At 64.9% G+C, this 13,931-nt stretch carries 18 protein-coding genes; 6 read left to right on the top strand and 12 right to left on the bottom strand.

The window, feature by feature from the left end; genetic code table 11:
• Window positions 1-60 precede the first annotated feature (60 nt).
• The 3 genes from ABIC03_RS08765 to ygfZ are packed head-to-tail and all read right to left on the bottom strand — an operon-like array spanning window position 61 to window position 2,176.
• On the bottom strand, window positions 61-675 hold the full coding sequence (locus ABIC03_RS08765; RefSeq protein ID WP_354057161.1) for a YfbR-like 5'-deoxynucleotidase: 615 nt from the start codon (window positions 673-675) through the stop codon (window positions 61-63).
• Window positions 672-1,298 (bottom strand): DNA-3-methyladenine glycosylase I, encoded by a 627-nt coding sequence (locus ABIC03_RS08760; RefSeq protein WP_354057159.1) that lies wholly within the window; start codon window positions 1,296-1,298, stop codon window positions 672-674. Before ABIC03_RS08760 ends, ABIC03_RS08765 begins: the two co-directional genes overlap by 4 nt.
• Window positions 1,295-2,176, bottom strand: a complete 882-nt coding sequence (gene ygfZ / locus ABIC03_RS08755; RefSeq protein ID WP_354057157.1) for a CAF17-like 4Fe-4S cluster assembly/insertion protein YgfZ — start codon at window positions 2,174-2,176, stop codon at window positions 1,295-1,297. The genes ABIC03_RS08760 and ygfZ overlap by 4 nt, the downstream gene beginning before the upstream one ends.
• Before the next feature lie 101 nt (window positions 2,177-2,277).
• On the opposite strand from ygfZ, the gene ABIC03_RS08750 reads away from it, so the two are divergent.
• From ABIC03_RS08750 to ABIC03_RS08730, 5 genes are all read left to right on the top strand, one after another.
• The gene (locus ABIC03_RS08750) at window positions 2,278-3,612 is read left to right on the top strand and encodes a dihydroorotase (protein WP_354057155.1); all 1,335 of its coding nucleotides are present in this window, start codon (window positions 2,278-2,280) and stop codon (window positions 3,610-3,612) included.
• 191 nt (window positions 3,613-3,803) lie between these two features.
• Complete coding sequence (locus ABIC03_RS08745) at window positions 3,804-4,673, top strand: sulfurtransferase (RefSeq protein WP_354057153.1); 870 nt, start codon at window positions 3,804-3,806, stop codon at window positions 4,671-4,673.
• 98 nt (window positions 4,674-4,771) lie between these two features.
• Entirely contained in the window at window positions 4,772-5,476 is a 705-nt protein-coding gene (locus ABIC03_RS08740; RefSeq protein ID WP_354057150.1) for an RNA polymerase sigma factor, read from the top strand.
• A 91-nt stretch (window positions 5,477-5,567) separates the two neighbouring features.
• Window positions 5,568-6,101: a DUF4142 domain-containing protein gene (locus tag ABIC03_RS08735; RefSeq protein ID WP_354057148.1), complete on the top strand. Its 534-nt coding sequence runs from the start codon at window positions 5,568-5,570 to the stop codon at window positions 6,099-6,101.
• Window positions 6,102-6,111: 10 nt separating this feature from the next.
• Window positions 6,112-6,429 carry a cupredoxin domain-containing protein gene (locus ABIC03_RS08730; protein ID WP_354057146.1) on the top strand — a complete coding sequence of 106 codons (318 nt, stop codon included), beginning with the start codon at window positions 6,112-6,114 and terminating at the stop codon, window positions 6,427-6,429.
• A gap of 72 nt (window positions 6,430-6,501) precedes the next feature.
• Here the strand turns inward: ABIC03_RS08730 and ABIC03_RS08725 are convergent, their stop codons facing one another.
• The 4 genes from ABIC03_RS08725 to ABIC03_RS08710 all read right to left on the bottom strand — a co-directional run bounded on the left by ABIC03_RS08725 (window position 6,502) and on the right by ABIC03_RS08710 (window position 8,338).
• A complete protein-coding gene (locus ABIC03_RS08725; RefSeq protein ID WP_007594892.1) occupies window positions 6,502-6,768 on the bottom strand; it encodes a hypothetical protein in 267 nt (88 codons plus the stop codon).
• A gap of 191 nt (window positions 6,769-6,959) precedes the next feature.
• On the bottom strand, window positions 6,960-7,337 hold the full coding sequence (locus ABIC03_RS08720; RefSeq protein ID WP_275171646.1) for a TIGR02301 family protein: 378 nt from the start codon (window positions 7,335-7,337) through the stop codon (window positions 6,960-6,962).
• A gap of 47 nt (window positions 7,338-7,384) precedes the next feature.
• Window positions 7,385-7,819, bottom strand: coding sequence for an NUDIX hydrolase (locus tag ABIC03_RS08715; protein ID WP_354057144.1), 435 nt, complete (start codon window positions 7,817-7,819; stop codon window positions 7,385-7,387).
• Between the two features lie 18 nt (window positions 7,820-7,837).
• Window positions 7,838-8,338 carry a hypothetical protein gene (locus ABIC03_RS08710; RefSeq protein ID WP_275171650.1) on the bottom strand — a complete coding sequence of 167 codons (501 nt, stop codon included), beginning with the start codon at window positions 8,336-8,338 and terminating at the stop codon, window positions 7,838-7,840.
• Between the two features lie 63 nt (window positions 8,339-8,401).
• Here ABIC03_RS08710 and ABIC03_RS08705 point away from each other — a divergent pair, with 63 nt between their 5' ends.
• Complete coding sequence (locus ABIC03_RS08705) at window positions 8,402-9,166, top strand: SOS response-associated peptidase (RefSeq protein WP_354057142.1); 765 nt, start codon at window positions 8,402-8,404, stop codon at window positions 9,164-9,166.
• A gap of 12 nt (window positions 9,167-9,178) precedes the next feature.
• Here ABIC03_RS08705 and ABIC03_RS08700 read toward each other — a convergent pair whose 3' ends face one another.
• From ABIC03_RS08700 to ABIC03_RS08680, 5 genes are all read right to left on the bottom strand, one after another.
• Window positions 9,179-10,372: a CaiB/BaiF CoA transferase family protein gene (locus tag ABIC03_RS08700; protein ID WP_354057140.1), complete on the bottom strand. Its 1,194-nt coding sequence runs from the start codon at window positions 10,370-10,372 to the stop codon at window positions 9,179-9,181.
• Window positions 10,373-10,409: 37 nt separating this feature from the next.
• Window positions 10,410-11,339 carry a glycine reductase gene (locus ABIC03_RS08695; protein WP_354057138.1) on the bottom strand — a complete coding sequence of 310 codons (930 nt, stop codon included), beginning with the start codon at window positions 11,337-11,339 and terminating at the stop codon, window positions 10,410-10,412.
• Window positions 11,340-11,410: 71 nt separating this feature from the next.
• Entirely contained in the window at window positions 11,411-11,992 is a 582-nt protein-coding gene (locus ABIC03_RS08690) for an NUDIX hydrolase (RefSeq protein WP_354057136.1), read from the bottom strand.
• Window positions 11,993-12,001: 9 nt separating this feature from the next.
• A complete protein-coding gene (locus tag ABIC03_RS08685; RefSeq protein WP_275171658.1) occupies window positions 12,002-12,445 on the bottom strand; it encodes a GNAT family acetyltransferase in 444 nt (147 codons plus the stop codon).
• The gene (locus tag ABIC03_RS08680; RefSeq protein ID WP_354057133.1) at window positions 12,442-13,869 is read right to left on the bottom strand and encodes an FAD-binding oxidoreductase; all 1,428 of its coding nucleotides are present in this window, start codon (window positions 13,867-13,869) and stop codon (window positions 12,442-12,444) included. The genes ABIC03_RS08685 and ABIC03_RS08680 overlap by 4 nt, the downstream gene beginning before the upstream one ends.
• Between the last annotated feature and the right edge of the window lie 62 nt (window positions 13,870-13,931).

Here is a 13,931-nt window from a genome sequence, read left to right as displayed (position 1 = left end):
GGTGGGCACGGCGCAAGGGCGCCCCTGCCCGCCCTGCAGGACTTTAACCCACGACAACGATCACGCAAACACTGCGCCAAACCGCTCCAGAAACTGCTTCTCGGCCCGGGCAGCCGTCCAGGGGGTGAGATATTCGCGCCGGACGCTGTCGGAGAGGCCGGGATCCTTGCCGAACAGGCGCTTGGCCTCGCTCTCGCTAAAGCCGGCGAGCGTCGTCGCCTCCAGATAGGCCGCGCCGCGATCGGCGGCCTTGATCGCCAACGTGATCTCCTCCGGCAGCACCGGCGGCAGGCCAAAGCGGATGTGGATGGCGCCGAGCAGGCGTTTCTCGACGGCCTTGTAATGGCCGTCCAGAACCGCCTTGAACGGCGATATCATGTCGCCGATCACATATTCGGGCGCATCGTGCAGCAGCGCGGCGAGCCGCACGCGCAGATCCACGCGCGGGTTCTCGTGCCGCATCACGGTTTCGACCAGCAGCGTGTGCTGCGCGACCGAGAAGATGTGTGCGCCGATGGTCTGGCCGTTCCAGCGGGCCACACGCGCCAGCCCATGCGCGACGTCGGCGATCTCGATATCGAGCGGGGAGGGGTCGAGCAAATCGAGTCGCCGGCCCGACAGCATGCGCTGCCAGGCACGAGACGCCACATCGCGTGACGACTTCCTGGCCGTCATTTGGACTTGAGGCGCGGCTTGCGCTGCGTCTTGCCGCAGCTCGCGTGACAATGGCAGTCGACGAGATGATCGTTGACCATGCCGGTCGCCTGCATGAAGGCATAGACGATGGTCGGGCCGACGAATTTGAAACCGCGCGAGGACAGCTCCTTGGAGATTTGCACCGAGAGCGGCGTTGAGGCCGGCACGCTCGCGGTGGTCTTGAAATGATTGACCTTGGGCCTTCCGTCCATGAAGTCCCACAAGAATTTCGAGAAGCCGGGACCCTTCTCCATGATATCGAGATACGATCTCGCGCTTGCTATCGTTCCGTCGATCTTGGCCTTGTTGCGCACGATGCCGGCATCGTTCATCAACGCGTGAACTTTCTTCTCGCTGTAGCGTGCGATCTTTTCCGGCTGGAAATCGTCGAAGGCTTTGCGGAAATTATCGCGCTTGCGCAGGATCGTGATCCAGGACAGGCCGGCCTGGAAACCGTCGAGGATCAGCTTCTCATAGAGCGCGCGGTCGTCATATTCCGGCACGCCCCACTCGGTGTCGTGATAGGCGACGTAAAGCGGATCTTCGCCGGGCCAGGGGCAGCGGGTCTTTCCGTCGGGATGCAGGCGGGGAGCACGGCTCATGCGATGGGTTGCTTCGTTGGAATGCGCACGACGTCTGGTTCCGCAAGCCTCACAGCGAGGCCACCGGCAGTCAGCGCCTGTCCTGCATCGAGCGCATCAGCGACGCGGTCGATGCGCACCAGCGCGATACCCTTTCCTTTCGCCGACGAGCCCATCGTGCCGACGGGCTTGTCGCCGGCCATGACGCTGACGCCGGGCTCCGGCGAATAGTCCTCGAGCAGCACCTTGACGCTGCGGGTGCGCGCGGTGCCGCGATGCTGCATGCGCGAGACGACCTCCTGACCGACATAGCAGCCCTTGTCGAAATCGACGCCGGAAAGGCGGTCCATGTTGGTCTCGTGCGGGAACGCATCGCTGTACGTGAAATCGAGCCCGCCGCGCGGCACGCCGAGCGCGATGCGGTGGGCTTCGTATGCGGCGGCATCGACGAGCTCGGCGCCGATCAGATCGGACAGCTTCTGTTTGAGATCTTCGGGGATCAGGATGCGGTAGCCGAGGCCCTCATTGCGCGGATCGGCGAAGGCGAGGTCGGGCTGGGCCGCGGGCTTGCCGTCCCAGGCCGCGAGCACGCCGAGATCGTCGGACAGGTTTTCCACCGTGACCTTGGCGCGCAGCTTGTAGAATTTCAGCTTGGTAGCGAGACCGTCGGCAAGCGGCTTCGGGCAATCGATCAGGAACCCGCCTCCATGGCCGGCAGGCGCTTCCGTGATCAGGAAATCCACGATGATCTTGCCCTGCGGCGTCAGCAGCGCGCCGAATCGACCCAGGCCCGGCTTCAGCTTGTCGACATCGGTCGTGACGAGGCCATTGAGGAAGTTGCGCGCATCCTCGCCCGCGACCTTGATCACGCCCCGGTCCGGAAGAAACGCTGATTTCATACGAAAATCTCTTGCGACATGTTGCTCCGGAACGTAAGCCCGCAAGGCAAAAACGACAAGACCTCAAGCCCTGCGCTTGGGGACGAGAGAGGCCTTCAGCCATGACCCAGCGTTTCGACGTGATCCTCAAGGGCGGCACTGTCGTCAACCAGGACGGCGAGGGAGCCCGCGATATCGGCGTCGTCAACGGCCGCATTGCCGAGATCGGTGCGCTGTCGCAGGCTTCCGCCGCGGAGGTGATCGACTGCAAGGGCCTGCACATCCTGCCCGGCGTGATGGACACGCAGGTGCATTTCCGCGAGCCCGGGCTGGAGCAGAAGGAAGACCTCGAGACCGGCTCGCGAAGCGCCGTGATGGGCGGCGTCACCGCCGTGTTCGAGATGCCGAACACCTCGCCATTGACCGTGACCGAGGCCACCTTCACCGACAAGGTGAAGCGTGCCCATCACCGCATGCATTGCGACTTCGCCTTCTTCGTCGGCGGCACCCGCGAGAACGTGCAGGACCTGCCGGTGCTGGAGCGAGCGCCCGGTTGCGCCGGCGTCAAGGTGTTCATCGGCTCCTCGACCGGCGCGCTCTTGGTGGAAGACGACGAAAGCCTGCGCCGCATCTTCCAGGTGATTCGCCGCCGCGCAGCGTTCCACGCGGAGGACGAATACCGCCTCAACGAGCGCAAATCGCTGCGCATCGAGGGCGACACGCGCTCGCACCCGGTGTGGCGCGACGAGACCGCGGCGCTGATGGCAACGCAGCGGCTGGTGAAGCTCGCGCACGAGACGGGCAAGCGCATCCATGTGCTGCACATCTCGACCAAGGAAGAGATCGAATTTTTGCGCGACCACAAGGATGTCGCGTCCTGCGAGGCGACACCGCATCATCTCACGCTGGTCGCGCCCGAATGCTACGAGCGGCTCGGCACGTTGGCGCAGATGAATCCGCCGGTGCGCGGCGCCGATCACCGCGCCGGAATCTGGCGCGGCATCGAGCAGGGCATCATCGACGTGCTCGGGTCGGACCACGCCCCGCATACGCTCGAAGAGAAACAGAAGACCTATCCGGCCTCGCCCTCCGGCATGACCGGCGTGCAGACGCTGGTGCCGCTCATGCTCGACCACGTCAATGCCGGCCGCCTGTCGCTGGCGCGTTTCGTCGATCTCACCAGCGCCGGCCCCGCGCGCCTCTACAACATGGCCTGCAAGGGCCGCATCGCCGCCGGCTACGACGCCGACTTCACCGTCGTCGATCTCAAGCGCAGCGAGACCATCACCAACAAATGGGTCGCGTCCAAGGCCGGCTGGACCCCCTATGACGGGTTGCGCGTCACCGGCTGGCCCGTCGGCACCTTCATCCGCGGCCGCCGTGTGATGTGGCAGGGCGAGCTCGTGACCGCCGCGCAAGGTGAGCCGGTGCGGTTTCTGGAGACGTTGAAGGCGTAAGTAATTTGCGGTGAGGCAGCACGCGCGCGCAGCACACTCGATGTCGTCCCGGCGAAGGCCGGGACCCACACCGCGAGGTGTCTCGGTTGCGAAAGTCGCAGTACCGAACGACTAGCCTCCACATAATTTCTTCCCGGGGCTATGGGTCCCGGCCTTCGCCGGGACGACATTGGGAGACATGGGAGCGCACAATGACCCAACCGACATCCCTCATCAGCACCGAGCAACTCGCAGCCCAGCTCGGCGATCCCAACTTGCGCCTCTACGACTGCACGACCTACAACGAGCCGGTGCCGCCGGGCAGCGACGTGCCCTATCGCGCGGTGCCCGGCGACAAGACGTTCGAGGCGGGCCATATCCCGGGCGCTGATTTTCTCGACCTGCAAGGCGAGTTCTCCGACGCCTCTGCGCGGCAATTCTTCATGATGCCTGACGTGGCCCAGCTGGAGGCTGCCTTCGGCCGCCACGGCCTCGATGCATCCAAGTCCGTAGTGCTCTACAGCATCGGCACCATGATGTGGTCGACGCGGTTCTGGTGGATGCTGCGCTCGATCGGCGTTGACGCGCGGGTGCTCGACGGTGGCCTCGACAAATGGAAGGAAGAGGGACGGCCGGTCGTAACAGGCGCCCCGAAAGGCTATCCGGCCACGACCTTCAAGGCCACACCGCGAGCAGGCTTCTTCGTCGACAAGAATGCAGTGAAGGCGCGACTCGGCGATCCCGCGACTGTTATCGTCAACGCCCTCGGTCCGCAATTTCATCGCGGCCTCGAGCCGAGCCGCTACGGGCGGCCCGGCCGCGTTCCCGGCAGCGTCAACGTATCAGCGGCAACGCTCACCAATGCCGACAAGACTCTGACGACGCTCGCCGATGCCGAAGCCAAATTCGTCGCCGCAGGCGTCACCCGCGACAAGAATGTGATCCTGTATTGCGGCGGCGGCATCTCGGCGACGATCGACCTGCTGCTGCTGACGCAGCTCGGTTACGACAAGCTGACGCTCTACGACGCCTCAATGGGCGAGTGGGCGAGGGAACCGGAGCTCCCGATCGAGACGGATTAGGCGGTCTTACCTCGGGGGAGGGTAAGAAAAGTCCGGAACCTTTATCGTCGGTCTGCATCCAATGTCCGGGAACGAAGCCAAACGAGCAGGTGACCGCCATGCCACGGACAGCAGCTGGCACGTCCGCCGGCGCCAAGTCTTCAGAAATCAGGACATTGGAAGCCGAACTGGTCGAGCGGGCGCGGGGCCGTGACGAGGCCGCGCTGCGCGAGATCATGCAGGCCAACAACCGCAGGCTCTATCGTCTGGCGCGCGGAATTCTGCGCAGCGACAGCGAAGCCGAGGATGTCGTTCAGGAAACCTATGTCCGCGCCTTCACCCATCTCGACGGCTTCCGCGGCGAGTCCGGACTGTCGACCTGGCTGTCGCGCATCGCCATCAACGAGGCGCTAGGCCGGGCGCGAAGCGCCAGGCCGCATGTCGAGCTCGGCTCGGTGCCGGAAGCGACGCTCGAGGCGCAGATCATAAAATTTCCCGCTTCTCCCGCAGGCGATCCGGAAAGGACCATGGCCCAACGTGAAATCCAGCGCGTCGTCGAGCGCGCCATCGATGAGTTGCCGGATGTCTTCCGTATGGTCTTCGTCGCACGCGTCATGGAAGGCATGAACATCGAGGAGACCGCCGAATTGCTCGGCGTCAAGCCCGAGACCGTGAAGACGCGACTGCACCGTGCGCGCACCATGTTGCGCGAGAACGTCGAGAAGGAGATCGGTCCGGTGGCAATGGATGCGTTCCCGTTCGCCGGGTGGCGCTGCGAGCGGCTGACCGTGTCAGTGCTGAAGCGGCTCGGCATCGGCGGCTGAAGTTTTTCGGGAACGTTCGCGCCATAGTCCCATCCAACGCCTGTGAAGCAACGCGCCGGCAAAACGTCCGGCACCACAGGAGTTTCAAACCATGTTCGTTCGTTGGAGCGCGGCGATCGCCGCTGCAATTTTGTTGTTGAGCCCTGCGCTGCTGCAAGGCGCCAGAGCAGCCGACAAGCTGACCGATCCGCAGATCGCCCATATCGCCTACACCGCGGGCGTGATCGACATCAACGCAGCCAAGCAGGCGCAGAAGAAGGCCAGGAACAAGGACGTGAAGGCGTTCGCCGAGGACATGCTGCGCGACCACGAGGCCGTCAACAAGCAGGCGCTCGCGCTGGTCAAGAAGCTGAACGTCACGCCTGAAGACAACGACACCAGCAAGGCGCTGTCTAAGCAGGCGAGCGAGAAGCTCGCCGAACTGGACAAGCTGAGCGGTGCGGCCTTCGACAAGGCCTATGTCGCAAACGAGGTCGCCTACCACAAAACGGTCAACGGCGCGCTGGAAACCCAGCTCATTCCATCCGCCAGCAATGCCGAACTGAAGAGCCTGCTGCAGACCGGTCTGAAAATCTTCCAGGGCCATCAGCAGCACGCCGAGCATGTCGCGGCGGAGCTGAAATAGGGAGGCGATGATGCCGGGACGATTGTCTGCGATCGCGTCAGCGGTCCTGCTCGTGGCGTTGGTCGTCCCGGCGCACGCTGCGACCATAGAGATCACGATGGAGAATCTCGAAGTGTCGCCGAAAGACGCTTCGGCCAAGGTCGGCGACACCATTGAATGGATCAACAAGGACGTCTTCGCCCACACTGCGACCGCTGGGAACGGCGATTTCGACGTGAACCTGCCGGCGAAAAAATCAGGGACGTTGGTTCTGAAGAAGGCGGGCACGGTCGATTATTACTGCCGCTATCATCCCAACATGAAAGCGACGCTCAAGATCGAGCCGTAACGGGCTGGGCGCATGCCGCGCTTGCGGCGGAAACCGGCCCCGCCTGCGTGGCGGGGTCATTTTCGGACGCGCTTACTGTCGGGAGATGTCGACCGAGAATTCGCCGTTGCGGATGCGGCCGGGAAAACCTTCGACGAACTTCGCCACTGCGTCCTCGCCATAGGTACCGACGAGCTCGGCAAGGGCCGCGAACAGGCTGGCCTGCGCCAGGCAGTCGCCGTCGACGCCATCATGGCGCGCTTCGGCCCAGGCCTCGTTGAGATAGCTCAGTGCGGCCTGCTTCTGCTCGTGATCGGGCAGCGGCGCGCGTGCGGGGGCGTAGGACACTGGATGGCTCATGAAACTCGATCAGGGCTGGGGCGCGATCCACGGCGATGCGCTGTGCGAGAGGTGTAGCACGCGCGTTAACGCCCGCTAGGCCACATCTTTAGGAACGGTTAACGGCTGTGTACAAAGTCGATGACAGGGTTCCCGCCGCTGTCATTCCGGGCTCGCGACTTCGTCGCGCACCGGAATGACGAATGGAGAGTTCAGTTCGCGTAACGCGCCGTGAGATCGCGAGAGATCTTCGAGCCTTCCTCGATGTAGCGGCGGATCGCCACCGTCGCGGCCGGCGTGCAGCTCCGGTAGGTCTGCTGAAAACCGTTATAGCCGCGGTTGAAGCCGGCGATCATGCGGGTGCGGCGTTCGCCCGCGGGTGTTTCGGCATCGATCAGCGCCTGCATCTCGCTGCGCCATTTGTTGCCCTCGTTGGACCCGCAGATGCCGCGCAGATAGTGCAGCCCCCCGAGGATCTCGGCCAGCCGCTGCAAATCGCCGTCAAACGGCGCTGCCCCGTCCTGAGCCCTCGTGGGCACCGAGGCGCAGGCGAGAATCAGGACAAAAATGGCCAGAAATCGCGTCGACATCGGCCGGGTGTATGCCCCCTCAAGGCGGTGGACGCAAGGCGGGGCCGTCAGGGGCCGATCAGCCGGTGGGCGGACTGGATGACTTCTTCCAGCCCGCCGGTCAGCTTGAGGTCGCCGAGGCTCGCCAGGGCCTCCGGGGCGATCCAGCGGTAGTCGTCGAGCTCGTCGTTGAGAACCGGCTCCCGGGCCACCCAGCGGGCAGCAAAGGACATGATCAGGTAGTGGCCGGCGCCGGCCGCGGCGGGGAGCACTTCGCGCCAGCCCGCGAGGCCGATGATGTCGATAGCGAGCCCGGTCTCCTCGCCGATCTCGCGCGCCAGCGCCTCGTGCAGCGATTCGCCGAACTCGACCCGGCCGCCCGGCAGCGAATAGAACCCCTTTGCCGGCGAGCGCGCGCGACGGGTCAGGAGCACTTTGCCGTCACGAAAAATCGCGGCACTGACCGCGATCTGGGGACGGGTGGGCTGAACGATCGCAGCCATGACTTCACCTGCTCGGGCTCAGTTCGCCATGATGGTGTCGATGTCGGCTTCCGCGCCGCCATTGATGATGCCGCCGCAAGCCGCGATCAGAGGCTTGACCCAGTGGGCGGCCTGCTCGGCGAGGCGAACGCGGGTCGTGTCCTTCTCGACCTCGCGCATGGCCGAGCCGACCGCCGTCAGGATCGAGGTCATGGTGTCGGCGAGGTGGTCGAACTGGGCGCGCACATTCGGGTCGGCCTTTTCATAGGCTTCGATCGCCAGATCCCGGGCCTTGAAATTCGAGGCGGTGAAATGCTCGGCATAGGACAGCGGCGACCAGGTCAGAAAATCTTCCGCGCATTCCGGCATGTCCGGGACCATTTCCAGCAGCATCACGGCTTCATTGAAATGGTTGAGATAGTCGGTGGCAAGCCCGGTCCGCGGGTTGATGTTGGCCACGCGCAGCCGCTCGGCCCAGGCCGCTGCCTCGGGCGCCGTCTGTCCATGCATTCGCGCCGGCTGGGAGACCGTTGAGCTCATCTGCCGCAGTGTTAACGTTCGGGGTTAAAAGGACCTGAACGGACCCTATATAGGCCCTCAAGGATGTGTGGACGCTTCGTCATAACTTCGGCCCCCGCGGCTTTGCGGCAACTGTTCGGCTACATTGAGCAGCCGAACTTCCCGCCCCGGTTCAACGTGGCCCCGACACAACCGATCCCGGTCGTGCTGGCCGAGAACGGCGCGCGCCATTTTCGCCTGATGCGCTGGGGGCTGTTGCCGGGCTGGGTCAAGGATCCCCGCGGGTTTACGCTCCTGATCAATGCGCGTTCCGAGACGGTGCTGGAGAAGCCCGCCTTCAAACGCGCGATTCGCCGGCGACGCGGCCTGATTCCGGCCGACGGCTATTACGAATGGAAGACGGAGGATGGCCGCAAGCAGCCGTTCTTCATCCATCGCGCCGACGGTGCGCCGCTCGGCTTTGCAGCGGTGTTCGAGACCTGGGTCGGGCCGAACGGCGAGGAGCTCGACACGGTCGCGATCGTCACGGCGGCCGCGGGCGAGGATCTCGCCACGCTGCATGACCGCGTGCCCCTCACCATCAGCCCGCGCGATTTCGAGCGCTGGCTCGACAGCCGCAGCGACGACGTCGATGCCGTGTTACCGCTGATGACAGCGCCGCGCATCGGCGAATTCGCCTGGCACCCGGTCTCCACCCGCGTCAACCGCGTCGCCAATGACGACGACCAGTTGCTCCTTCCGATCAGCGCGGAGGAGATCGAGGCGGAGGTAGAGGCCGCGAAACCGAAGCGGGCGGTGCGGAAAGCGGCGGCCGGGTCGACCGATGACGGGCAGGGGTCGTTGTTCTAGGCGGCTTCGGCCTCACACAATCTCCCTCGCCCTCAACGCCGCGATCTCCGCCGCGTCAAATCCCAGCTCGCCCAGCACCGCGTCCGTATCGGCACCGAGCTTCGGCGCCATCCGGTCGAGCTTGCCGCTGCCATGCGCGAGCTTGAATCCGCTGCCGGCGAAACGGAGCCGCCCGTAGGGCGTATCGAGCTCCTGGATCGCGCCGCGCGCCTTGATCTGCGGATGGTCGATCACTTCCTCGACCTTCCAGATGCTGGCGCAGGGCGCGCCGGCATCTTCTAGAATGGTTTCCCATTCGCGCGCCGGCCTTGCCGCGAGCGCCTCTTCGATGACGGCGCGCAGCGCCGGCTCGTTCTCGTTGCGCGCGAACCAGTCGGCAAAGCGCGGATCGCTGAGCGTGTCCTCGCGGCCGAGCGCAGACATCAGCGCGCGATATTGCTTCTCGTTGTTGACGGCAAGCAGGATGTGACCGTCGCCGCATCTAAACAAATTCGCCGTGGTCCTGCGGCTGACGGCCTGATTGCCCGACAGCTGCTGGCGATGGCCGGCGACCGACCAGTCCGCGATCTGCCCCGACAGGAACGCCATCGTCGCCTCCAGCATGGAGACGTCAATGAGCTGCCCCTTGCCGGTGCGATCGCGCTGGTACAGCGCGCTCGACACGCCGAACGCAGCCGTGGCGCCCGACAGCACGTCGCACACGGCAAAGCCTGCACGCGTCGGGCCGGTTTCGGGATGACCCGTGATCGCCATGATGCCCGACAGCGCCTGCATCTTGCCGTCATAGCCGGGGCGCAGCCGATCCGGACCGGTCTGGCCGAAGCCTGATACCGCGCAGTAGATCAGCTTCGGATTGATCGCGGACAGCGCCTCATAGCCGATGCCGAGCTTGTCCATCACGCCGGGGCGAAAATTCTCCATGACCACGTCGACCTGGCTCGCGAGCTTCTTCACGATTGCGATCGCATCGGGCTTTTGCAGATCGAGCGTCAGGCTGCGCTTGTTGCCGTTGATGGCCTGGAACGCCGGCGCGAGCCCGCGCTCCGCCCATTCGCGGCTGAGCGGCGTGCGGCGCATGTCCTCGCCCTCGCGCCGCTCGACCTTGATGACGTCGGCGCCCAGGAGCGCGAGCTGGTAGCTCGCATAGGGGCCGGCCAGCACTTGCGTGAAGTCCAGGATCTTCACGCCCTCGAACGGTCGCGTCACGTCGCTCTCCCTTTTTGTTTTTGGTTGTCGGAGGACGTCAGGCGGCGCGATTGCCGCGCGCGATCTCCTTCTGCTTGTCGAATTCTGCACGGCGGCGCGCCAGCTCTTCGGCTGAGAGCTGCGCGACGTTGTTGTAGTCGAGCTTCCAGGAAGCGTCCTCGCTCCAGCGCAGCGGCGACTGCATCGTGGTCTGCGGGCCGCTTGCGGTCTCCAGCAGCGTGAGCGCCAGCTCGAGCGTCTGCGCCTGCGAGGCGACGTCGTGCGGCCTGCCGGCGGAATTGCCGAGCGGGAAATCCGAGAACAGGAAGCGCGGCACGGCGGCGTGCTCGATGATGTCCTTGGCGCAGCCCATGATCACGGTCGGAATGCCGTTGGCTTCGAGATGCCGTGCCACCAGCGCCGTAGTCTGGTGACAGACCGGGCAGTTCGGCACCAGCACGGCGACATCGACCTTGTCGGCAACGGCCCGCGCCAGGATTTCCGGCGCGTCGGTGTCAAGGGTGACGCGATGGCTGCGGTTGGTCGGCGCGCCGAAGAAGCGCGGGGCGACCTCGCCGATGCGCCCGGCGGCGCTCGCCTTCAGAAGCTGCGGCAGCGGAAACCAGGTGCCGTTGTCGGTGGCCGTGGTGTGCTTGCGGTCGTAGCCGATATGCGAGATGCGCAGGTCGTGCTGCTTCGCCGTGTCGCCGTCATAGACCTGGTAGAATTTCGCGCCGCCATTATACGCCGCGCCCGGTCCCTGGTCGCCCTTGTCCGGATCGTACGGCGCGGCCGTCGTGATGATGGTGACGCGTGATTGCGCCAGCGGCTTCTTCAGCGGCTGGAACGGCGCCTCGGTGTAATGAGCCCAGCGATACGCCGTGGTGTAGCCAATCGCGGCGTAATAGTCCCGCGTGCGCTGCATATAGGGAACGGGGGCGTCATAGTCGGGCGCAAAGCCGAATTCGTCGTCGCGCGAAGCGGTCATGGGGCGCGTCTCCTGGTTCTTGTTGGCGACAGACTAGAGATAGTCGGGGGTGAGCTCAAGAGTAAGCGAGCTCACCGAAACACATGCAGCGCCACATGCTGCAGCAGCATGATGGCCTTGGCGTCGATGATGCGGCCGTCCGCGATCATCGCCAGCGCCTCGTCGATGCCGAGCTCCAGCACCTCGATGTCCTCGCCTTCGTGTTCGAGACCGCCGCCGTCGCTGACCCGCATCTCCGGCTCGTACTCGGCGACAAAGAAATGCAGCTTCTCGGTGATGGCGCCGGGACTCATGAACGCCTCGAACACCTTGTGGACGTGGTGCAGGCGATAACCCGTCTCCTCCTCGGCCTCGGCGCGGATGCGCATTTCGGGCGAGGCGTCGTCCAGCACGCCGGCGGCGGCTTCGAGCAGGAGATCGTCGTAGCCGCGAATGAACGCCGGCAGGCGGAATTGCTTCACCAGGATCACGGTACGGCGTGCCAGATTATATGGCAGCACGGCGGCTGCGTTGTCGCGCTCATAGGTCTCGCGGTGCTGCGTCTGCCATTCGCCATTGGCGCGCCGGTACTCAAACGTGGTGTTCTTCAGCGTGGTCCAGCCGTCCGAGAGCACGCGGACGTCCTTGATGCGGACGCGGTCGGAAATCGTCATGCTTCGATCTCAATTGCTTGGCGTTGTGGTGCGGCCGTCGAGCCACTTCTGGAACATCACCGAGGTCGATTCCTCGAAACCCAGCGACTGGTAGAACGCATTGGCCTGCTCATTCCCGCGCCGGACCAGGAGCTGGAGCTTCAGAATTCCAGCCGCGCGCAGCCAGTCCTCGGCCGCTGCCATGATGACGCGTCCGTAGCCACGCTTCTGTCTATCCGGGTCGACGGCGACGTAATAGACCCAGCCGCGATGGCCGTCATGGCCGACCATCACGGTGGCGACGATGGCGCCGCCGTCGCGGCCGAGCAGGATGGTGGAATTGTCGCGCCGACGCGCCAGCGCGATGTCGGCATGCGGATCGTTCCAGGGCCGGGTCAGGCCGCAGCGCTGCCACAGCGCGACCACGGGCTCGACATCGGGGTCGGTGATCGCATCGATCCTGAGCGCACTCACAGCACTTTTCCCGGGTTCATGATTCCGAGCGGATCGAGCATCGCCTTGAGCTGTCGCATCAGCTCGATTGCGGTCTTGTCCTTCACGTCGGGCAGCTCGTCGCGCTTGAGCACGCCGATGCCGTGCTCCGCCGAGATCGAACCGCCCATGCGCAGCACGATCGCGAACACGACCGCGTTCATCTCGTGCCACCGCGCCAGATAATCCGCGGTGTTGGCGCCGATGGGCTGGCTGACATTGTAGTGCAGATTGCCGTCGCCGAGATGGCCGAACGGCACCGGCCGCGCGCCGGGGATCAGTTTGACCACGGCTTCATTGGCCTCGGCAATGAAGGCGGGCACCGTGGCCACCGGCACGGAAATGTCGTGCTTGATCGAGCCGCCCTCCGGCTTCTGCGCCGACGACATCTCGTCGCGCAGCTTCCAGAAGCCGGCTCGCTGGGTGAGGTTGGCCGCGATCACCGCGTCGTCGACGATCTCGTCCTCCATGGCGCGGCCGAGGATCGCTTCCAGCGGCGTGCGGGCATCGTCACCCGGCGAAGACAATTCCATCAGCACGTACCAGGCATGCTTCTGCGCGAGCGGATCGCGCACGTCGATGCCGTGGCGGATCGAGAAATCGACCGCCATCTCCGAGAGCAGCTCGAAGCTCGTCAGCGCATTGGCGGCCTCGCTTTGCGCGATTGCCAGCAGTTTCAGCGCGGCGTCCGGCGACTTCAGCCCGACGAAGGCGGTCTCGATCGACCGCGGCTTCGGAAGCAGTTTTAGCGTCGCCGCGGTGATGATGCCGAGCGTGCCTTCGGCGCCGATGAAGAGGTTATGCAGATTGTAGCCGGTGTTGTCCTTCTTCAGCTTGGAGAGCACGTTGAGCACGCGCCCGTCCGCCAGCACCACCTCGAGCCCCAGCGCCATCTCGCGCGCGACGCCATAGGCGAGCGCGGCCGTGCCGCCGGCATTGGTCGAGAGATTGCCGCCGATGGTGCAGCTCCCTTCCGCGCCGAGCGAGAGCGGAAATAGCCGGTCGACGTCCGCGGCCTTCTGCTGCGCGATCTGCAGCACCACGCCGGCCTCGCAGGTCATGGTGTTCGACGCAGTGTCGATCTCACGGATCTTGTCGAGCCGCCGCAGCGACACCACCACCTCGCCATTGTGCGGCGTCTGGCCGCCGACGAGCCCGGTGTTGCCGCCCTGCGGCACCAGCGCGATTCTGTGCGCGGAGGCGAGCTTGCAGATTGCGGCCACTTCGGCGGTCGAGCCCGGGCGCAGCACCAGTGGCGAGCGGCCGTGGAACAGATTGCGCTCCTCGGTGACATAGGCCTCGATGTCGGCCGCATCCGTGATGGCGTGCCTCTCGCCGACGATCTTGCGGAATTGTTCGATCAGCTCGGGCGCAAGCGGTGGGGTGGCGGAATGATTGACGTTCATTGTCTTGTCTCTTCTCAAGCTTCTTACTCTTTGCGCATGATCTTGCCGGAAAACCGCTACAC

The sequence above is a fragment of the Bradyrhizobium sp. RT6a genome (genome assembly GCF_040547675.1).
Taxonomy (GTDB): Bacteria; Pseudomonadota; Alphaproteobacteria; order Rhizobiales; family Xanthobacteraceae; genus Bradyrhizobium.
The sequence above is the reverse complement of the archived record's forward strand: the minus strand, read 5'-3'. Positions and strand labels throughout refer to the sequence as shown.